This window comes from Nocardia sp. XZ_19_369 (assembly GCF_015355715.1).
Lineage (GTDB): Bacteria > Actinomycetota > Actinomycetes > Mycobacteriales > Mycobacteriaceae > Nocardia.
The window spans coordinates 19,501-39,361 of the sequence record NZ_JACVED010000009.1 but is presented as its reverse complement, the minus strand read 5'-3'; the positions used below and the strand labels follow the sequence as shown (position 1 = coordinate 39,361).

Genomic DNA, 19,861 nt, shown 5'->3' with positions numbered 1-19,861 from the left:
GGTGCGGCCTGCCCGCACCATTATTGAGGAGATGACGTTGATCGGTAGGGACGATGTCGGGACCATCGATGATCTGCACGCGTCGGCGACCAAGGTCGTCGGGCTGGACGATTTCGGGGCCGACGACTACCGCGCCGGGCTCGAGGTGCTGCTCGAGTCCTATGCCAAGGATGCGGAGCTGACGCCGTTCGGCAACAAGGTGAATCGGGCCTTCCTGCGCGGGGCGCTGATCGCCCGGCTGCTCAGCGAGTCCGCGTGGCAACGCTTTCCGGAGCACGCCGACGTGGCGATCGAGCGGCCGATCTTCGTGACCGGTCTGCCGCGGTCCGGCACGACGGCGGTGCACCGGCTGCTCAATGCGGACCCGGCGCACCAGGGCCTGGAGATGTGGCTCACCGAGATGCCGCAGCCGCGCCCGCCGCGCGAGACGTGGGCGAGCAACCCGGTGTACCAGCGGATCGAGGCCGCGTTCGAGCAGCACCATGTGGCGCATCCGGAATTCATGGGCGTGCACCACATCTCCGCCGACCAGGTGGAGGAGTGCTGGCAGCTGCTGCGGCAGTCGGCCATGTCGGTGTCCTACGAGTGCCTGGGCTACCTGCCCACCTACTCCGAGTGGCTGCGCGAGCAGGACTGGACGCCGGCCTACCGCAGGCATCGGCGCAACCTGCAGTTGATCGGCCTGCCGGACGCCGGGCGCCGCTGGGTGCTGAAGAACCCCAGCCACTTGTTCGCACTCGATGCCATTTTCGCGGTGTATCCGGACGCGCTCGTCATCCAGATGCATCGCGATCCGCGAACCATCATTGCCTCGGTGTGCAGTCTCAACGAGCAGGCGTCGGCGGGCTGGTCCGACAAGTTCCGCGGGTCGGTGGTCGGCGCGACTCAGCTGGACTTGTGGGCACGGGGCGCTGATCGCTTCCTGGCAGACCGCAAGCAGCACAACGCCGCCCAGTTCTGCGATGTCGATTATGACGACTTCGTCGCCGACCCGATCGGCACTGTTGCCTCGATCTACCGGCACTTCGACCTGCCACTGACCGAGGACGCCACCGCGGCTATGGCGGCGCTGCACGCCGAAAGCACCTCGGGGGCGGCACGTCCCGCGCATCGCTACACCCTCGCCGACTTCGGCCTTACCGCCGAGGAAGTCGATGAACGGTTCGCGGCGTATCGGGAGGCGCACTTCCCGGGGCGTTGATCCGGAGAGTAAGTCGGGCAAGGCGTTTCGTGCATGAATGCACGGTGCGCAGTTTTCGGGCCCGTGGGCGACAGCTGTTGTCCCACGGGCCCGAATTCGGAATAGCTTGGGTATCAGAGCATCTCGTGCACGGATGCAGCGTGCGCAATTCCGAGGGCGCACGCCGCATCCGCTCGGCGTTACGGCTGGCCGGGCTTGAGGACGATGAACAAGCCGCGGGCTTCGGCGCAGAGGCGGTCCCCGTCGTGCAGGGTGGCGCGAACGTAGACCTTGCGGCCCTCCTGGCGCTCGGCCCAAGCGCGGACCTTCAGTTCCGTGTTCAGCGGAGTGACGGAGCGGTAGTCGACGGTGAGCGAGGCGGTCCTGGTCACCGCGCCCGCGTGCACCGCCGCGGCCAAGCCGAGCAGATCGTCGAAGCCGATCGCGATCTGGCCGCCATGTGCGGCATTGTTGCCACCGAGGTGGAAGGTGCGGAAGGTGATGCGCGCGTCGACGCCCTCGCGGTCGGCGTGGTCGACGACGAACGGCGGCAGCGTGATGTTGCCGCGAGCGGGCAGATCGTGCCGGGTCCAGGTCGGCGTGGACCATTCGTCGACGATCGCGGCGTCCAGCTTGTCGTTCAGCTGCTTGAGAATGCCGATCGTTTCCAGGGCCTGCTCGTCCGACGGGCAGGCGAGCCGCGCGCGATCCATCAGCCCGCGCACCTGCTCGACGAACTCCCCGTAGTGCGGCCCACCTCGGGTGATATCGATGGTGCCGTCGTCGTGCGCGTTCATCAGCTCGGTCATCGGCCGGAACGCGCCCTCATGGTGCTCCGCGTTCGGTAGCGAGTCACCGGCCTGCTGTTCGTTCATGCGGAACACGTTATCGGTTGCCCACCGAATGCTCGCGTCACGGGCGGCCGGTGGATCGGCGGATCGGGCCCGAAACCATCGAAGTGGCCTAGGCTGGTCCGCGATCACCGAGCGCGGGACGCGCCGGGAATCAGCAGGTGGGTGGCGCAGCTCGGCCGCTCGGCGCAACGACGAGACCGCTGGCGAAAGGCTTTGAGTAGATGGGTATTACGGCAGTTGTCTTCGATATGGACGGCGTACTGATCGACTCCGAGCCCGTGTGGGAGCGGGTGCGCCGGGACTATGTCGCGGAGCGGGGCGGGCAGTGGCTGCCCGACACTCAGCAACGGCTGATGGGCATGAGCACCCGCGAATGGTCGGAGTACCTCAGCACCGATCTGGGCGTCGACGCACCGCCGGAGACGGTGGCTCGCGAAGTGATCGAGCGGATGGCCGCGCAATACGACCGCAAGGTCCCGCTGCTACCCGGCGCCATCGACGCCGTGCAACGCATGAGCGAGAAGTGGCCGCTCGGCGTGGCCAGCTCCTCCCCGCGAACGCTGATCGACGTCGTCCTCGGCCGCACCGGCCTGATCGAATTCTTCACCGTCACCTTCTCCACCGAAGAGGTCGACCGCGGCAAACCCGCCCCCGACGTCTACGTCGCCGTCGCCGCCTTCCTCCGCCAACGCCCCACCGACTGTGCCGCAGTAGAGGATTCGAGCAACGGCATGCGCTCCGCCCACGCCGCAGGCATGCGCGTCATCGCCGCCCCCCGCCCCGAATACCCACCGGCCCCCGACGCCCTCGCCCTCGCCACCCACGTCATCACCGACCTGGACGAACTAACCCCCACCCTCGTCACCGAACCAGCCTGACCGCGGGGACGCGGCTACGCCCAATCGAGGGACTTGCCGGCACTCGGCGACCGCGCCGAGCCAAGTGCGGCCTGTGTGGCACTCCAGCCGATGAGCTGCACCTCGGACGAGGCGGTGTCGAATCGCAAGTGGCGCAGCCATCATGTCCCGTTCGGAGATGGTCATGGTGTCGAGGGGACATGGTGGCGCTGATTCGCAGGTGATGCCGCCGTAGTGTCCCGTTCGCAGGTGGCCATCGTGCCGGGCGGGACATGGAGGCGGCATTCTCGGGTGAGTCCGCCATGAGGTCCCGTCCGTAGATGGTCACCGCGCCGAGGGGGACACGGCGGCGCCGATTCGCGAGTGCCGCCGCCATCATGTCCCGTCCGGAGGTGATCATCGTGCCGCACGGGACATGGTGACGCTGAATCGCTGGTGAGGCCGCTGTGGTGTCCCGTTCGCGGGTGGTCAGCGCGCCAAGGGGGACATGGTGGCGTTGAACCTCGATGGCCGCACCGCTTATCGATTATCGGTGGCCGATGGGAATATTCGGTGATCCGGTGCTCTGATGGCACCTCGCCCAAATCGCGCGTGGCGCCGCCATTATGTCCCTTCCGGAGGTGGTGACCGTGCCGCGCGGGACATGGTGACGCTGAATCGTGGACGGTGCCGCCGTGGTGTCCCGTTCGCGGGTGGTCGCTGTGTCGAGGGGACGTGGTGGCGTCGGGCCGAGGCACCCGTGCTCGGCGACCGCGCTGATTTGTAAGTAGTGCCGCCGCCATGTCCCGCCCGGAGGTGGTCATCGTGGCGAAGGGGACTTGGTGGCATCGAATCGCGGGTGGCGCCGCCCTCGTGTCCCGTTCGCGGGCGGTCGCGTGCCGAGGAGGACTTGGTGGGTCGGATTGCGGGTGGCGCCGCCATCATGTCCCGTCCGGGGGTGATCATCGTGCCGCGCGGGACATGGTGACGCTGAATCGCTGGTGAGGCCGCTGTGGTGTCCCGTTCGTAGGTGGTCGCTGTGCCGAGGGGGACGTGGTGGCGTCGGATCGAGGTACCCGAACTCGGCAACCGCGCCGATTCGGGTGCGGCCAGCGAGATCCTCCGGCCGATGAGCCGCCCGGCCGAGGCTGAGCCGAATCGCGACAAGCGTCGCCGTCATGTCCCGTCCGCTGGTGGCGACCGCGCCGAGGGTGACACGGTGGCGTCGAATCGTGGGTGGACCTGCCCTCATGTCCCGTCCGGACGAGGTTGCCGTGTCGGGTGGGGCATGGTGGCGCTGGCTCGTGGTGGGCCGCCGTCGTTTCCCGTCCTGAGGTGGTCGCTGAGCCGAGCGGGGCTTGGTGGCGCTGAATCGCGGGTGGGGCCGCCCTCGAGTCCCGTTCGCAGGTGGTCGCCGTGCCGAGGGGGACGTGGTGGCGAGTTGCGAGTGGTGACCCGTCAGGGGTCGGGCGGTGACTCTTCTGGGTGGTATGAGGTGAGGAGGGTGCGGGCGGCGGTGGGGAGGACGGTGTCGAGCCAGGTGGGGAGGGTTGGGGAGTGGGCGTGGCGGCGTAGGGCGGCGTAGGGGAGGTCTACGACGGCTCGGCTGATTGCGTCGATTTCGCGGTCGCCTGCCCGGCCGAAGCGGGCGGTGGCGATGCGGCGGAGGTGGTCGAAGAGGGGGGCGTTCATGGTGGTCAGGCGGGCGCGGAAGTCGTCGTCGGGGCCGCCGTCCAGGAGATCGCTGGGGCGCAGGTTCAGGAGAAGTCTTGCGTCGTCGGGTAATTCGCGTCCGAAGGTGAGGGCGGCGCGGACCATGGCGACGCCCGCTTCGATCGCGTCGGGGTGCTCGGCGGCGGTGATCACTCCGCTCTGGAAACGTTCGAGGGCGCGCAGCCAGGCGGCGGTCAGCACACCGTTGCGGTTGCCGAAGCGGTGGTAGAGCGTGCCGACCGGCGCGCCACTGGCCTCGGCGATCGCCGCAACACTGGCGGCGCGGGGTCCCTCGGCGAGCACGAGGGCGCGTGCTGCGTCGAGGATCACGTCGGTGTCGTGCTTGCGGGGAGGTGCCATGTACTAGTACGTTCCTTCTATATGGAGCGTTTGTCCTACATTGATGAGCATGCCAGATCCGTCGACGCGAATCGCGACCGGGCCTGGAAGGCACTGCTGAAAGTCGTCTGCAAGGACCCGGCGGATCCGTCCACCGTACCGAGCGGTTTCGTACTGGAGGCCGCGGAAGTCCCCGCCCGGCTGGCAATGAAAGGGCGGCACTGGTTTTCGGAGTACGCCCTGGTCTTCGAACTAGAGGACGAGGGGGCGAGCCGGACCCGCGTCCGTGCGAAGTCGTGGGGCAATTTTCCTGGGCTGCACGGCAAGATCTATCGTGCCCTCGTCATCGGCAGCGGCGGGCACAAGATCGTGGTCCGCCGGCTGCTGCGCCAGATCGCGGCCGCGGCATGATCCCCGGACTGGTCTGGGGCGCCACCGACGCCGAGCGCGAACTCCCACTGCCGTGCGACGCCCTGCAACCCACGGGGGTGCGGGCGGATCGGGCCATCAGCATCGACGCACCCCACGGCCTGGTCTATGCCTGGCTGTGCCAATTGCGGGTCGCGCCATACAGTTACGACCTGCTAGACCGCTGGGGTCGCCCCAGTCCCCGGCATCGCGATCCGCAACTGGCGGAACTCGAAGTGGGACAACGCTTCATGGGTCAGTTCGACCTGGTCTCCTTCGCGCTGAGCCAGCACATCACCCTGGTCACCGGGAGGATCGCCGTCACCTACGCGGTCCGTCCCGAGGGCGACGGCACTCGCCTGGTGGTCCGGGTGCGCATGGGCGGTCCCCGAATCATCGGACGCCTGTTGGCCTTCGGTGACCTCATCATGATGCGCAAGCAACTGCTGACGTTGAAAGAGCTGGCCGAAGCCGAGGATCGCGCCGAGCCACGGGTCGAACTGCAATAGGGCTGTGTCGCGCTACACAGTGGCGCCGGAAGTGGTTCGGGCAGATGTTCAAGCATGATTTGCTCATGGCAAAAGATATTCAGCTCGGTGCCGTCCGCACCTGGTACGACGAAACAGGCGACGGCGACCCGGTGCTGTTGCTGCACGGTGGTTTCGTGGACTCCCGCTCGTTCGAACCCGCCGTCGCCGGCCTGGCCGAGCACTTCCGCGTCTACCGGATGGATCGCCGCGGCCACGGACGCACCCCCGACGTCGCGGGACCGATCTCCTACGACCTGATGGCGCAGGACACCATCGAATTCCTCGACAAGGTCGTCGGCGGCGCCGCGCATCTGGTCGGCTACAGCGACGGCGCGGTCGTCGCACTGCTGGTCGCGCTCCGTAGACCGGATCTGGTCCGCAAGCTCGTCTCCATCAGCGGCAACTTCCACCACGACGGACTACTGCCCGGTGTGCTCGACGGTTTCGCGCACGAAGAACCGATGCGGCGCTTGGCCGCTCGGTACGGCGAGGTGTCGCCCGACGGCGAGGAGCATTTCCGGGTGGTCGCCGAGAAACTGCTGTCGATGGCGCGCGCCGAGCCCACCCTGACGGTCGAGCAGCTCGCGGGCATCGCCAGCCGCACCCTCGTCATCGCCGCCGACGACGACGCGATGAGCCTGGAGCACACGATCGCCCTCTACCGGGCCATCCCCGATTCCGAGCTCGCCATCATCCCGGGCACCTCGCATCTGCTGGTGGTGGAGAAACCCGCCGATGTCTACCGCGTCGTCGGCACCTTCCTCACCACCGATGCGACCCGAACCTGGCAGCCGATCCGCCGCGCCTGAGTGGGGAGTGTCCCGAACGTTTCTATCCGGTAGCAGGATCCCGGCAGCGCAAGATATTTGGGCAAACTATGTGCTAACAGTATCGCTGCTGGGCATCCGACCAGTCATGCTGAACGCATGGACTTCATGAAACCAGCCGAGCAGCTGTTGGCGCAGGTCGCGGCGAAGTTCGGCTCTGCGGAAGCGTTCCTGGACCGGTTGGCCGACGTGCGCGCCGAATATATCGACGACACTGTCGAGATGCCGCGTGTCGTCGGCGGGTTGCCCACTATTTACTGAAACTGGTGAAGTTCGGCTACATCGAACTTCCACAGCTCGAACCCGTCGGGCACGGTGTCGCTGACCGAAATACGGTCGCGCGCCCACGCTCCGGCCAAGGCGTGCGGCTCGGCGCCGCCCGCGGCGGTGAGGATCGGCAGCGGATGGGTGCGCCGCCGTCCGGCCTGCTCCACCGCGGCCGCCTTGTCCACATAGCCGAGCTGATCATGATTGAGGATGTATCGCCCGGTGCAGCCGTGCTCCGGCGGCCGCAGCGCCGCGACGGCGGCCGCAGCCGCGTAGAGATTTTCGTCGCCCAGCTGCCGCCGAGCCCACACCACCCGGGCGGGCACGGACAGCAGCCGTTCGATGCCCTGCACGCTGTGATTGCCGATCCAGGCGTGCTCCACCAGCCGCGCACCGGGCTCCACATATCCGATCAGCCGGTAGTCGTCGTCCAGGAGCACTGCTCGATAGAACTGTCGCACGCGGCCGGATTCCTTTCGGAGGTAAGCGGTTTCGTAGCATGCTCACACTCGATTGCGGTGTAGCGATTACCACGGCGTTACAACCGAACTAGCGGGCCCCGCTGTCCTTCGCGCGGTCGAGCAGCAGCGCCCGCTCGGCCTTGTTGCCGGTCAGCTCGGCGGCGCGGATGAATTCGGCACCCGCTTCGCTGTGCCTGCCGAGCTGGCTGAGCAGATCGCCGCGCACGGCGTAGTAGAGGTGGTAGGAGTCCAGCGCGCCCGACGCCGTGAGCGCGTCGACGAGGTCCAGGCCCGCCGCCGGACCGTGCACCTTGCTCACCGCCACCGCGCGATTCAACTCCACGATCGGCGATGGAAAGCGTTCGGCGAGAACGGCATACAGCCCGGCGATGCGCCGCCAATCGGTGTCCTGCGGTGTCGCCGCCATGGCGTGCACGGCGGCGATCGCGGCCTGCAACGCGTAACTGCCCGGCAGCAGGCCGCGGTCCCGGGCGACCGCGTTGGCGCGCCCCAACGCCGCGAACCCGCGCCGGATCAACAGCCGATCCCACCGGGTCCGGTTCTGATCGGCAAGCAGCACAACATCATTGGCCGGACCTGTGCGCGCGGGCAGTCGCGAGGCTTGCAGTTCCAGCAGCGCGACCAGCCCGTGCACCTCGGGTTCGGCGGGCAGCAGCTCGGCCAGGATACGGGCCAATCGCAGTGCGTCCTGGCACAGCTCGACGCGGATCCAATCCTCGCCCGCGGTCGCCGCATATCCCTCGTTGAAGATCAGATAGACGACCGCGAGCACCGAGGCCAGCCGCTCGGTCAGCTCCTCGCCACTGGGCACCTCATAAGGCACCTGCTTGGCGGCGATCGTCCGCTTGGCGCGCACAATGCGTTGCGCCACCGTGGATTCCGCGACAACGAAGGCGCGGGCGATCTCCTCGGTGGTCAAGCCGCCGAGCAGCCGCAGCGTCAACGCCACCCGCGCCTGCTCCGGCAGCACCGGATGGCAGGCGGTGAACATCATCCGGAGCAGATCGTCCGCGACCGCGCCGTCCGGCTCCGGTTCGTTCGGCGCCTGCTCGGTCACCAGCTGGTGACCGAGCAGGGCGAGCTTGCGGGCGAAGGTCTGATTACGGCGGATCCGGTCGATCGCCCGATGCTTGGCGGTGAGCATCAGCCAGCCACCCGGATTCGGCGGCACACCGTCGCGTGGCCACTGTTCGAGGGCCGCGACCAACGCGTCCTGCGCGAGTTCCTCCGCCGCGTCGATATCGCCGACGACGCGGGTGAGCCCCGCGACCAGTCGCGGCCATTCCATCCGCCACACCGTTTCCACGGCGCGGTGGGTCTGCTCGGGCGACCGGTCCGGGCTCATCGTCCGCCGCGCCCGATCAGGCCTCTTCGGCGATCTGCCGGAGCTCGACCGCGATATCCCACTCGGGGCCGTGCACGTCGAGGAAGCGTGAGGTCCACTCGACCGCTTCCTCCTTGGTCTTCGTCTGCAAGATGCAGTACCCGCCGACAATCTCTTTGGACTCGGTGTACGGCCCGTCGATCACGGTCTGCTTGCCGCTGGACTGCTTGATCGTGGTGGCCTCGCTGACCGGACTCAAGCCGTTGGTGTCCAGCAGGACGCCGGCCTTGGTCATCTCCTCGATCACCTTGCCCACCCGTTCCATCAGCGCCGCGTCCGGCTCGGGCGCGGTGGTCGGGTCGAGGTGGATCAGCATCATGTAGCGCATATCGGGTCCTTTGCTCGTCGTCGTCAGGATCGTCCGATCCTCACCTCACTGCATCGAACGGCCACCACCCGAATCGACACGTCACCGAAAAATTCTCCTCGAGTACTTTTCGGCGCGGGACGGCAGGCCACGGTTTCCGGGTATTGCGTGGGGCATTCGCGGCGGGGAGCATGGCCGTGGAGGGATGTCATGAAACCTGGTGTCGGCGATACTTTCGCACTGATTCCCGGACCCGGCGGCGCGGGTGACGGCCTCGCCGACATCGTGGCGGCGGGTGGGCTGCACAACTACCAGCTGAAGCTGCATGCCGAGTACGGTCCCGTCGTCCGTTTCCGGTTACCGGGCGCGGAGACGGCGGTGTCGATCGCCGATCCGGTGCTGCTGGAGGCCACGGCGAAGGTCGACAAGCGGCCTGAGAAGCTGTTCGAGTTCCTGGCGCCGCTCCAGGAATCGGATAATTTGCAGACGCTTTCCGCCGAGGAGCACACCCCGTGGCGGCGGGTGTTGCTGTCGGTGCTGGCCGGGCGGCGCTCGCACGAAGCGCATTTCGGGCAGTTCGTCGCGCTGACCTGCGACATGGCTGATCGGTGGGCGACCTTGGACGAGCCTGTTGCTTTGCAGCAGAGTCTCAGTGAGCTGTCGCTGCGGATGATCTGTGATTACGCGCACGGTGCCGGTGCGGACTCGCCTGAGCAGGCCGGACGGATTGTGTCGGCCTTCGAAGATGTGCTGACCGACCAGCTGGCGCGGCTGTATCAGGCCGACCTGCCGGGAACCGACGCCGAACGCGGCGATCGCGCGCAGCGGGCGCTGACCTTTCTTCGGACGACCGTGGACGACGTGCTCGCCGCGCATCAGGATGCCGCGGACCAGGTCGGTGCGGGCCGGGACGCTGCGGGCCGGGACGCTGCGGGCCGGGACGCTGCGGGCCGGGACGCTGCGGGGCAGGACGTCGCGGGCCGGGACGCTGCGGGCCGGGACGCTGCGGGCCGGGACGCTGCGGGCCGGGACGCTGCGGGCCGGGACGCTGCGGGCCGGGACGCTGCGGGCCAGGAGGCTGCGGGCCAGGAGGCTGCGGGGCAGGACGTCGCGGGGCAGGACGAGGCGCGGCCGGACAGCGTGGACCAGGACGATGCGCATCACGGCAGCCCGCATCACGGCAGCCCGCATCAGCACAGCGCGCACCAGGGCGGCGCACGGCGGACCGACCGCGCACCGGACCGACGGCAGCGATCTGGTCGCCGCGCTGGCAGCAGCGGGCCAATCGCCGACGCGGATCCGCGACACCGTGCTGATGACGATGCTGGCCGCACACCACACCACCGGCGTTGCGATCTCCTGGACCTTGTATCTACTCGCGCAGCACCCCGACGTCGCCGACCGCGTCGCCGAAGAACTCGTCAACGTACTCGGTGAGCGCCCCGCGCCGGACTACGCGGATCTGAAGCGCCTGACGTATCTGAAGATGGTGCTCGAGGAATCGATGCGGCTCTACCCGCCGGGCCCATACGGTGCCCGCGAAATCTCGGAAGACCTTCGCGTGGGCGACTATTCGATCCCGGCCGGGACCACCATCTTCTACCCGATCTGGGCCGTGCACCTCAACCCCGAATACTGGCCGCAGCCAGAGGTTTTCCGCCCCGAAAGGTTCTCCGCCGCGGAATCCGCCGGACGTCCCAGGCTCGCCTACATCCCCTTCGGCCTCGGCCCACGGAGCTGCGAAGGCGCTGCCCTGGCGATGGTCGAAGCGCAACTGGTACTTGCGGTTCTGCTGCGCCGCTTCCGATTCGAGCTTGCCCCTGGACATTCGGTGGTTCCCGTCGAACGCTTCGTCCTGTGGGCGGCCGATGACATCCGGATGAACCTCACGCCACGCGTCACCTGATCGTGCGCTGATGCGCGCTTCTGGTGCCGCTCAGCGCTATTCGCCAGGCCAAACGGCTCGAGCGTGTGCGGCACGCGCGGTCCACCGGCCGTCGTAGCGCACTTCGACAGGGTGCGCGAAGGCGCTGGTGACGTTCTCGGTGGTCAGGGTGTCGCGCGCGGGACCAGCGGCGACGGTGTGCCCGTCGGCGATGAGCAGCGCATGCGTGGTGGTGCTCGGCAGCTCCTCCAGATGGTGCGTGACCAGGACCGACGCGACCTCGGGATGGGTGTCGCCGAGAGCGTCGATGGTTTCCAGGAGTTGTTCGCGGGCAGCGAGATCCAGTCCGGTGGAGGGTTCGTCGAACAGCAGCAGGCGGGGCTCGGCTATGAGCGCTCGAGCGATCAACGTGCGGCCGCGTTCACCCTGGGAGAGCGTCGGCCAAGTGTTGTCGGCCTTACCGGTGAGGCCGACCGTATCGATCATCGCGTCGGCGCGGCCGAGCTGATCGGGCGTCGGTGTCCACCGCATCGGGGTGTCGATGGTCGCGGTGAGACCGGTCAGCACGACCTCGCGGATGGTCAGCGGATAACGCAGCGGGTGGCGCGGATTCACATGCCCGATCGAATGGCGCAGGCGTTGCAGTTCGACGCGCCCCAGCTGTTCGCCGAGCACCCGAACCGTGCCCGAGGTGGGAAACATGACCGCGCCACAGAAACCGAGCAGGGTGCTCTTGCCCGCACCGTTCGGCCCGAGCAGCGCCCAATGTTCGCCCGCGCGCACGGTCAGCGAGATACCGTTGATGATCTTCTTGCCCTCGCGGCGGAACGTCACATCCGTCAGTTCGAGCACCGGTGCGCCGGTCACGTGCATGCCTCCTTCGGAAAGGAGCAGTTTAGCCAGCACGGACCCCACCGCCGCACCCGGCATCTTCCGGCAAAACGCCCGGGGGCCACGGCCGTCCGTGCGAAGGTAATCGGCGTGGCGCGGCACGTGACAGGAAACCTCCCCGCCGAAGTGACCAGCTTCGTCGGGCGGGGCAGCGAAGTCGCCGCCGCCAGGAAACTGCTGTCCAGCACGCGGTTGCTCACGCTGACCGGGCCGGGCGGTGTCGGCAAGACCCGGCTGGCCCGACGGGTGGGCGACACGGTGCGGCGCGCCTTTCCCGACGGCGTGTGGCTGGTCGAGGTGGCCCACGTCAACAACGGTGAGCTGGTGGCGCTCAGCGTCGCCCAGGCGCTCGGTCTGCGTGACGACACCAGCGCGCCGCTGGCCGGCCTCACCGACTATCTCGGTGGCAAGCATCTGCTGCTCATCCTCGACAACTGCGAACACCTCATCGACGCCTGCGCCGAACTCGTCGACCGGCTGATCGCGAGCACGCCCGAGGTGCGGGTGCTGGCAACGAGCCGGGAGCCGCTCGGTGTGGTGGGGGAGCAGGTGCTGCCGATCGCGCCGCTGCCGGTCCCCGAGCTGGACGAGGACTCCGGTGAAGTCGACGCCACGGACAACGCGGCGCTGCGGCTGCTGATCGATCGGGCCACCGCCGCGAATCCCGAATTCCGGGTCAGCACCGCCAATCTCGGTGCGCTGGCCGGGATTTGCCTTCGGCTGGAGGGCATTCCGCTGGCCTTGGAGCTTGCGGCGTTGCGGCTGCGGGCTTTCACCCCCGACCAGGTGCTGGAACGCCTCGACGACACCATGCGCCTGCTCACCACCGGACTGCGCACGGCACCGGAGCGGCAGCAGACGCTCGAGGCCGCCATCCGCTGGAGTTACGACCTGTGCACCCTGGACGAACAACGCCTCTGGGAGCAGCTCGCCGTATTCGCGGGCGGCTTCGACCTGGCCGCCGCCGAGGCGGTGTGCGTGCTCGAGCCGCCGGGCGCGCTGGTGGACGCGCTCACCGGTCTGGTTGACAAGTCGGTGCTGAGCCATCGGCACGACAGCGACGGCACCGGCCGCTACACCGTGCTCGAGCCACTACGCCAGTTCGCGCTGGCGCGGCTGGCGGCGTACGGCGACGAGTACGCCGTCCGTATCCGGCACCGCGATCACTACTACCGCGTCGCGCAGCGCGGGCGCACCGAATACTGGGGTGCGGCCGACGTCGTCTGGTTCCGGGACGTCACCCGCGAACACGCGAATCTACGTGCGGCGCTACAGTTCGCGCTCGCCGACCCGGACGGTGCGCACCGCGGGTTACAGATCGCCGCCGAGCTGCGGCCGTTCTGGGAACACTATCGGTTCCTGCTGGAGGGTTACCGCTGGTTGATGGACGCGCTCGGCAAGGACCCCGCGCGCACCAGCGACCGGGCGCGGGCGCTGACCGCCGCGTCGATCATCGCGGCCATGCTGTCGGACACCGAGTCGGCGAACGAGTATCTGCGCGAATGTGTGTCGATAGCCACGGAATTGGGTGCTGAGGAGGTGCTGGTCGAGGCGACCCTGCTGTCGGCGGTGCTGGCTTTCGCCGAGTCGGGTCCGGTGCGCGCGCTCGAAGTCGCTGAGGAGGCGGCCGTGCGGGCGCGTGCGTGCGGGCACCACGGCACCGAGATGGAATGCCTTGCCTTCGCTTACGTTTGCGCGATGGTGCTGGCGGACGAGCGTGCGGGGGCGTTGGCCGAGCAGTTCCTGGCGAAGTCCACCCAGCACGGTTCGCATCTGCTCGGCGGACTCGCCTCGTGGGCGGTCGGGACGAATCATTGGCGAAATAGTCACGAGGACAAGGCGATCGAGGAGCTCCGGCGCGCCCTCGAGCTATTGCGACTGTTCGATCGGTGCGTGTGGACCGCCTCCGCGTTCGATGGGCTCGCCTGGGTCGCAGCGGCCGGTGGTGACCTGAACCGTGCCGCTCGGCTGATGGGTGCCGCGTCGACCGTGCGGCACGGCAGCACCCAGCGGCTCGCGCACGCGATGACCGACGTGGTCGGCGACAAAGTCCGACTGTCGGTCTATGAGGCTATGGGGGACAAGGAGTTCCGGGTCGCCTTCGACAGTGGTGCCGCGCTCGGACTCGACGAGGCAGTGCGCTACGCCCTCGGAACCGAGCAGCCTGCCGCGCCGCCGAAATCCCTTGCCGTCGAGCAACTCACGCGTCGCGAACGAGACGTGGCGCGATTGGTGGCCGCCGGTTACAGCAACAAACGCATCGCCGCCGAACTGGTCATCTCGATTCGCACCGCGGAGAGTCACGTCGACCACATCCTGACGAAGCTCGGCTTCACCTCTCGCGCCCAGATCGCGGCGTGGGTCAGCAGGCACAGCCCCTGACCAGGTTAGGGCCTGTCGCAAAGTCCCATCCGGCGCCTCCGGGGGCTGGATCGCCGCCTGGCCGGACTTTGCGACAGGCCCTAGTCGCCGGTCGCTCCGTCGATGCGTTCGCGCAGCAGATCGGCGTGCCCGTTGTGCCTGGCGTACTCCTCGATCATGTGCAGGTAGACCCAGCGGAGGTTGTACTCCAGGTCGGGTCGCCTCGGATGCTTGAAGGTGTGGTCGAGTGACAGGTCGGCCACCGCGGCGTCGGCCAATTCGATCTCGCGCCGCAGTGCCGCGAAATCGGTGGCGGGATCGGCGGTTTCGGTGTCGTCGAAGTCGCCGTCCGGGTTGTCCTCGCTGCAGTAGACGTACGGCACCGGCTGGGCCGCGGCGGCGAGACGGAACCAGCCGCGTTCCACCTCGGTCATGTGCCGGACCAGGCCGTGCAGCGACAATGTCGACGGCTCGGCGGAACGCCGTTTGAGCTGTTTCTCATCGAGGCCCGTGCACTTGAGCAGCAGCGTGTCCCGGTGAAAATCGAGCCAGGCCTGCAGCATCGGCCGCTCGTCGGCGATCCGCGGTGCATCGGTGCGGGCTAGGTCGGGCGCGATCCAGTTCACGCAGCCGACTCTAACGCCGCATGGTGATCGGCGCCCTGCGATTATCGCGTGCTAGCCCGAGCGGGTGAACCTCTTCGCCTCGGCCCCATGCAGTGTCCCGGCGGGCAGCCTGCGCCCGCACAGCACCAACAGCAGATCCTGCGCCGCACCGGACACCACCTCGCCGGAACCGTAGTGCCAATCCACGTCGTCAGCGCGCAACTCGATCCCCTTCAGATCGACCCCGAAGAACTTGACACTCTTCGGATTGATCGCCTCCAGCACCATCCGCAACCGATCCTCCGGCACCTTCCGCCCCAACCCGAGCCCCACCGTGATATCCAGCCCATGAATAACGTCATGACTCAACGCCCCCGCGAACCCACCACCCGGCGGCTTCCACGGATGAGCGACGTTGTCCCAGAGCGACTTCAACAAATCCTCCGCCGTCAGTTCCGCCGCATCCCGCCGAGCCACCCGATCCGCCATCCGATGAAAACTCCCCGCCGCCCGCACCATCTCGACCGCGAACCGCGCCCCCGACAACCGATACGGCATGGTGATATGCGCAACCACCTCCCGCACCCGCCACCCCCGGCACAACGTCGCCCCATCCCACCTCTCGGCATCGAGCGCCGCCAGCAACTCGGCAAGCTCGGTCCGCTCAGCAGTAATCGCCCTACGCACCCCGGTATCGGTCATCGTCTCTCCTCGCCGCAGATCATCCCTCCTACGGACCCGAGACGCCAGAGGACGAGCGAATTCGCCGGGCAGCCGCTGGCGGCTATCCGGGCGCTGTGCGACTGACCTGCCTCTACGGGCCTACACGTCCGCGTCTAGACCGGGAGGTGGCGGCGGTGGCGGCCGCGTTGGCCGGCGCGGGTGAAGCGGTTGGCTTTGAGGCCGTGTAAGGAACCGTCGGGCAGGATGCGGCCGCAGAGGATGAGGAGGAGGTTTTGGGCGGGGCCGGAGAGGATTTCGCCGGTGCCGTAGTGCCAGTCCATGTCTTCGGCGCGGAGTTGGAGTCCGTCGAGGTCGACGCCGAAGAATTTGAGGCACTGGGGGTTGATGGCGTCGAGGACTGGGCGTAGTCGGTCTTCGGGGACTTTGCGGTCCAGTCCGAGGGGGACGGTGATGTCCAGGCCGTGGATGATGTCGTGGCCGAGGGCGGCGGCGAAACCGCCGCCGGGGGGCTTCCAGGGGTGGGCGACGTTGTCCCACAGGGATTTCAGTAGGTCTTCGGCGGTGAACTCGGCGGCGTCCAGGCGGGCGGCGTGGTCGGCCATGCGGTTGAAACTGCCTGCTGCGCGGAGCATTTCGTAGGCGAAGCGGGGTTCGGAGAGGCGGAAGGGGAGGGTGATGTGGGCGAGGACCTCGCGGACCCGCCAGCCGCGGCACAGTGTCGGTGCGTTCCAGCTGTCGGGGTCGAGTCCGGTCAGTATTTCGGCGAGGTCGGTTCGTTCTGCCGTGATCGCCCTGCGCACGTCGCTATCCGTCATTGTGTCTCCTCGCCGTGGTCTCCCCCCACGCCGTGAGATGCCACCCGACCGCGCCCGTTGTCCGGCCGCGCGGTACCCGCCGGTGGACTGAGCTGCGAATTGTCGGGATTGTCCCGTTCGGGTGATGCTATGCCTCGGCGGAGCGGAGTGGGTTCTCGGCGTTTCACACCGGCGTGTCGCGCAGGAGATCAGGCGGGTGTGAGGAAAGTACCGGCGTGCAGGGTGCTGCCGAAGCCGGGAGCGAAGGTGCCGTATTCGTAGACGACCTGCCCGCCGACCAGCGTGGCGGCGACGGCGCGGTCGTTGCGGTTGACCATGCGGTCCAGGCCCGCGATACCGGGGAACGGGGCTTCGGCATAGGCGGCACTGGAGCCGTCGAAGCCCGCCGGGTCGATCACGGCGATATCGGCGCGCGCACCCTCGTGCAGGCGGCCGGTGTCCAGCCCGTACCAGTCGGCCAGCTCGCCGGTGAGCCGGTGCACGGCCGCCTCGATCGGCATGAACTTGCGCTCGTGCACCCGTTCCAGCATGCGCAGGCCGAAGTTGTAGAAGGCCATATTCCGCAGGTGCGCACCGGAATCGGCGAACCCGACCTGGACGTGCGGGGAGCGTTGCAGCCAGTCGAGCACGTCGTCGCGATCATTGGCGATGACGGTACGCCAGCGCAGTTTCGCCCCGTGTGCGACGGCGAGGTCGAGCAGCGCGTCGGCCGGATGGATGCCGCGCTCGTCGGCCACCTCGCCGAACGACTTGCCGACCACCTCGGGATCCGGGCAGGCCATGATCTGGGCGTCGTACAGGTCCCGATGCCACACCCGTGGACCGTACTTCTTGGCGAGGTCCTTGCGGAACTGCCTGCGGTAGCCCTCGTCGGCCAGCAATTCGCCCCGTTTCAGCACGTCGCGGATATTGAGCGCCGCGACCCCCGAGCCGAACTCCTCGAACACGACCAGATCGACGCCGTCGGCGTACACCTCGAACGGCACGGGCAGATGCTGCCAGCGGAAAGCGGCCTTGCCCAAGGTATTCGCGATCCACGCCGCGGTGGTCGCGGCGCGTGCCGTGGTGCGGTCGGCCTTCACATCCATGCCCGCGATGAGCGTCGTCTTGAGCGGCTTACGGAATCGTCCGGCACTCTGCGCGAAGTAGCGCGCGATCTCCAGCCGCGAGGTGAGGTTCGGCGTGCTCTGATGAATCCGATTCCGTTGCCGCAGAATGTCGTTCAGCGCCGCGTATTCGCGCCAGCTCGCGTAGGTCGACGGCAGCTGCCTGGTGGGGAAGCGTGTCCCCTCCAGCTTGGAGAACGAGCTGCGGATGGTGGACAGGCCGAGGAATCCCGCATCGAGCGCGTCGGTCAGCATCCGCCGCATGCGATTCAGCTCGTCGCCGGTCGGCCGCGCCTGGGGATCCGTGGCACGACCGAGACCCATCACGGCCACCCGAATATCCGAGTGCCCCAGCAGCGCAGCCACATTCGCGCCGAGCGGGCGCGCGGCGAGCGACTCGACGTAGGCGCGCGGGCTGTCCCAGTTCTTGTGCTCCTTGACCGCCGAGTGCACCGCGTCCCAGGGCAGCGCCTCGACCCGGGCGAACATGTCCGCGCAGTCGTCGGCCTCGGCGTAGACCGTGGACAGCGAGCAGTTCCCGATCACCACGGAGGTGACGCCGTGCCGCACCGACTCGCCGAGGCCGGGACTGCCGAGCACTTCCGCGTCGTAATGGGTGTGCACGTCGAGCATGCCCGGAATGACCCACTTGCCCGAAGCATCGAGGTTCCGTGCCCCATCGGGCAGCGGCTCGGCGCTGACCGCAACCACCTTGCCGTCCTTGATGCCGACATCGGCCGTGCGCGGCGCGGAACCCGCACCGTCGAAGACCGATCCGCCGCGAATCACCACGTCACACGGTTGCATCTGCGCTCCCTCGACTAACCGCCGGTATCCAGTACTACCGGTAATGACTACATCGTCGCACGGGTTCGCCGTCTCGTTCAGCCCGGTCAGTCATGACCGCCTCGCCGTCGCCGCCGTCGCGGTACATGCGTCGCCACTCCCATGCTCGACGAGCCGTAGAGATCGCCGTGCGCCCGTTGATATTCCGCACGAATGCGCCGACCGATCGCGGGTGCGGCGGGGGCCGGTATCTCGGCGGCGGTCCGGGCGGGCCAGGTCGGTGGTTCCGCCGCACCATTGAGCGCCCAAGCCGCCTGCCTGGCCGCGCCGAGCGCGACGTATTCGATCGGCTGCGGCACGGTGACGGGGACGCCGAAGATCTGCGCGGCGATCCCGGCGACCAGCGCGGACCGGGCCGCCCCGCCGATCAAAAGAATGCGCCGCACACCGGTGCCCCGCGAGCGCAGATGATCCAGCGCCTCCGCCATATTGCAGAGCATGCCCTCGAAGGCGGCCCGGGCAATGTGGCTGGGCCGCATGGTTTCCGGACGCAGACCGTGCAGGCTACCGGTGGCGTGCGGCAGGTTCGGGGTACGTTCGCCGGACAGGTAGGGCAGCAGCACGAGCCCGTCGGCGCCCGGGGGTGCCTGCGCGGCAAGCGATTCCAGCGTGACCAGGTCGACGCCGAGCAGTTCGGCGGCGTACTCCAGGACGCGTGCGGCGTTCAACGTGCACACGAGCGGCAGGAATGCCCCGGTCGCGTCCGCGAATCCGGCCACCGCGGCGGTGGCGTCGGCGCTGGGTACGGTGCTGCGGGCGAAGACGGTGCCGCTGGTGCCGAGCGACACCACCACGTCACCGTCGTCGATGCCGAGACCCAGTGCGGCACCGGCATTGTCGCCGGTCCCGGCCGCGACGAGCACACCGGCAGGGGTGCGCCCCGCGGCCTCGGCCGGCTCGAGCACCCGCGGCAGTTCCGGCGTGCGCCCGCGGAAGCCGAGGGCGAGTAGGTCTTTGCGATATTCACAGTCGGCCGGCGACCAGTAGCCGGTGCCCGAGGCGTCGCCGCGATCGGTGGTCGGCTCGGGCTCGGGCGTCCCGGGCCCACCGCCGCGCAACCGCCAGGTCAGGTAGTCGTGCGGCAGCATGATCCGGGCGGTGCGGTCGGCGAGTTCGGGCTCGTGATCGGCCAGCCAGCGCAGCTTCGCCACCGTGAAGGCGGCGACCGGCACGCTGCCCACCGCGTCGGCCCACGCCTGCGCACCACCGAGCTCGAGAATCAGCTCGTCGGCCGCCGCGGCGGAGCGGATGTCGTTCCACAGCAGCGCGTCGCGCACCGGCCGGCCCTCGGCATCGAGAGCGACCAATCCGTGCTGCTGGCCAGCCACCGCGATCGCGTCGACCTGGTCCAGCAACCCGTCGCCCGCCGCGCATAGGGCGTCCCACCAGGCCTCCGGCGCCACTTCGGTGCCGTCCGGATGCGGCGCGTGCGCCTGGTGCAGGATTTCGCCGGTGTCCGCGTCGCAGACCACCACTTTGCAGGACTGGGTGGAGCTGTCCACCCCGGCCACCTTCGCCGCGCACATAGCTCCACCTTGCAC

At 68.3% G+C, this 19,861-nt stretch carries 20 protein-coding genes; 9 read left to right on the top strand and 11 right to left on the bottom strand.

Annotation, left to right across the window (positions count from 1 at the left end):
• Positions 1 to 37 precede the first annotated feature (37 nt).
• Positions 38 to 1,201 carry a sulfotransferase gene (locus IBX18_RS30820; protein ID WP_373889246.1) on the top strand — a complete coding sequence of 388 codons (1,164 nt, stop codon included), beginning with the start codon at positions 38 to 40 and terminating at the stop codon, positions 1,199 to 1,201.
• 179 nt (positions 1,202 to 1,380) lie between these two features.
• Here the strand turns inward: IBX18_RS30820 and IBX18_RS30815 are convergent, their stop codons facing one another.
• Positions 1,381 to 2,055, bottom strand: coding sequence for a PaaI family thioesterase (locus tag IBX18_RS30815; RefSeq protein WP_194837022.1), 675 nt, complete (start codon positions 2,053 to 2,055; stop codon positions 1,381 to 1,383).
• 200 nt (positions 2,056 to 2,255) lie between these two features.
• Here IBX18_RS30815 and IBX18_RS30810 point away from each other — a divergent pair, with 200 nt between their 5' ends.
• Positions 2,256 to 2,912: an HAD family phosphatase gene (locus tag IBX18_RS30810; RefSeq protein ID WP_135236982.1), complete on the top strand. Its 657-nt coding sequence runs from the start codon at positions 2,256 to 2,258 to the stop codon at positions 2,910 to 2,912.
• Between the two features lie 1,416 nt (positions 2,913 to 4,328).
• Here IBX18_RS30810 and IBX18_RS30805 read toward each other — a convergent pair.
• Entirely contained in the window at positions 4,329 to 4,943 is a 615-nt protein-coding gene (locus tag IBX18_RS30805; protein ID WP_194837021.1) for a TetR/AcrR family transcriptional regulator, read from the bottom strand.
• Positions 4,944 to 4,964: 21 nt separating this feature from the next.
• Here IBX18_RS30805 and IBX18_RS30800 point away from each other — a divergent pair, with 21 nt between their 5' ends.
• From IBX18_RS30800 to IBX18_RS30785, 4 genes are all read left to right on the top strand, one after another.
• Entirely contained in the window at positions 4,965 to 5,333 is a 369-nt protein-coding gene (locus tag IBX18_RS30800; RefSeq protein ID WP_194837020.1) for a hypothetical protein, read from the top strand.
• The gene (locus tag IBX18_RS30795; RefSeq protein WP_194837019.1) at positions 5,330 to 5,839 is read left to right on the top strand and encodes a hypothetical protein; all 510 of its coding nucleotides are present in this window, start codon (positions 5,330 to 5,332) and stop codon (positions 5,837 to 5,839) included. The genes IBX18_RS30800 and IBX18_RS30795 overlap by 4 nt, the downstream gene beginning before the upstream one ends.
• Before the next feature lie 65 nt (positions 5,840 to 5,904).
• Positions 5,905 to 6,669, top strand: a complete 765-nt coding sequence (locus IBX18_RS30790) for an alpha/beta fold hydrolase (protein WP_194837018.1) — start codon at positions 5,905 to 5,907, stop codon at positions 6,667 to 6,669.
• 117 nt (positions 6,670 to 6,786) lie between these two features.
• Positions 6,787 to 6,948 carry a hypothetical protein gene (locus tag IBX18_RS30785; RefSeq protein WP_159080367.1) on the top strand — a complete coding sequence of 54 codons (162 nt, stop codon included), beginning with the start codon at positions 6,787 to 6,789 and terminating at the stop codon, positions 6,946 to 6,948.
• Here IBX18_RS30785 and IBX18_RS30780 read toward each other — a convergent pair.
• The 3 genes from IBX18_RS30780 to IBX18_RS30770 all read right to left on the bottom strand — a co-directional run bounded on the left by IBX18_RS30780 (position 6,942) and on the right by IBX18_RS30770 (position 9,148).
• Complete coding sequence (locus IBX18_RS30780; protein WP_194837017.1) at positions 6,942 to 7,415, bottom strand: hypothetical protein; 474 nt, start codon at positions 7,413 to 7,415, stop codon at positions 6,942 to 6,944. The genes IBX18_RS30785 and IBX18_RS30780 overlap by 7 nt on opposite strands.
• 88 nt (positions 7,416 to 7,503) lie before the next feature.
• The gene (locus IBX18_RS30775) at positions 7,504 to 8,781 is read right to left on the bottom strand and encodes an RNA polymerase sigma factor (protein WP_194837016.1); all 1,278 of its coding nucleotides are present in this window, start codon (positions 8,779 to 8,781) and stop codon (positions 7,504 to 7,506) included.
• A gap of 16 nt (positions 8,782 to 8,797) precedes the next feature.
• The gene (locus IBX18_RS30770) at positions 8,798 to 9,148 is read right to left on the bottom strand and encodes a YciI family protein (protein ID WP_194837015.1); all 351 of its coding nucleotides are present in this window, start codon (positions 9,146 to 9,148) and stop codon (positions 8,798 to 8,800) included.
• Positions 9,149 to 9,337: 189 nt separating this feature from the next.
• Here IBX18_RS30770 and IBX18_RS42405 point away from each other — a divergent pair, with 189 nt between their 5' ends.
• Positions 9,338 to 10,564 carry a hypothetical protein gene (locus IBX18_RS42405; RefSeq protein ID WP_228542081.1) on the top strand — a complete coding sequence of 409 codons (1,227 nt, stop codon included), beginning with the start codon at positions 9,338 to 9,340 and terminating at the stop codon, positions 10,562 to 10,564.
• Positions 10,449 to 11,033, top strand: coding sequence for a cytochrome P450 (locus IBX18_RS30760; RefSeq protein ID WP_228542113.1), 585 nt, complete (start codon positions 10,449 to 10,451; stop codon positions 11,031 to 11,033). Before IBX18_RS42405 ends, IBX18_RS30760 begins: the two co-directional genes overlap by 116 nt.
• A 36-nt stretch (positions 11,034 to 11,069) precedes the next feature.
• Here the strand turns inward: IBX18_RS30760 and IBX18_RS30755 are convergent, their stop codons facing one another.
• A complete protein-coding gene (locus tag IBX18_RS30755) occupies positions 11,070 to 11,879 on the bottom strand; it encodes an ABC transporter ATP-binding protein (protein WP_306796495.1) in 810 nt (269 codons plus the stop codon).
• A gap of 114 nt (positions 11,880 to 11,993) precedes the next feature.
• Between IBX18_RS30755 and IBX18_RS30750 the strand changes: the two genes are divergently transcribed.
• Positions 11,994 to 14,285 (top strand): LuxR C-terminal-related transcriptional regulator, encoded by a 2,292-nt coding sequence (locus IBX18_RS30750; protein ID WP_306796494.1) that lies wholly within the window; start codon positions 11,994 to 11,996, stop codon positions 14,283 to 14,285.
• A gap of 80 nt (positions 14,286 to 14,365) precedes the next feature.
• On the opposite strand, the gene IBX18_RS30745 is transcribed toward IBX18_RS30750, so the two are convergent.
• From IBX18_RS30745 to xylB, 5 genes are all read right to left on the bottom strand, one after another.
• On the bottom strand, positions 14,366 to 14,890 hold the full coding sequence (locus IBX18_RS30745; protein WP_194837012.1) for a DinB family protein: 525 nt from the start codon (positions 14,888 to 14,890) through the stop codon (positions 14,366 to 14,368).
• A gap of 51 nt (positions 14,891 to 14,941) precedes the next feature.
• The gene (locus IBX18_RS30740) at positions 14,942 to 15,571 is read right to left on the bottom strand and encodes a maleylpyruvate isomerase family mycothiol-dependent enzyme (RefSeq protein WP_194837011.1); all 630 of its coding nucleotides are present in this window, start codon (positions 15,569 to 15,571) and stop codon (positions 14,942 to 14,944) included.
• A gap of 134 nt (positions 15,572 to 15,705) precedes the next feature.
• Positions 15,706 to 16,368: a maleylpyruvate isomerase family mycothiol-dependent enzyme gene (locus tag IBX18_RS30735; protein WP_194837010.1), complete on the bottom strand. Its 663-nt coding sequence runs from the start codon at positions 16,366 to 16,368 to the stop codon at positions 15,706 to 15,708.
• Between the two features lie 188 nt (positions 16,369 to 16,556).
• A complete protein-coding gene (locus IBX18_RS30730) occupies positions 16,557 to 18,281 on the bottom strand; it encodes an amidohydrolase family protein (protein WP_194837009.1) in 1,725 nt (574 codons plus the stop codon).
• Between the two features lie 86 nt (positions 18,282 to 18,367).
• A complete protein-coding gene (gene xylB / locus IBX18_RS30725; protein WP_194837008.1) occupies positions 18,368 to 19,846 on the bottom strand; it encodes a xylulokinase in 1,479 nt (492 codons plus the stop codon).
• Between the last annotated feature and the right edge of the window lie 15 nt (positions 19,847 to 19,861).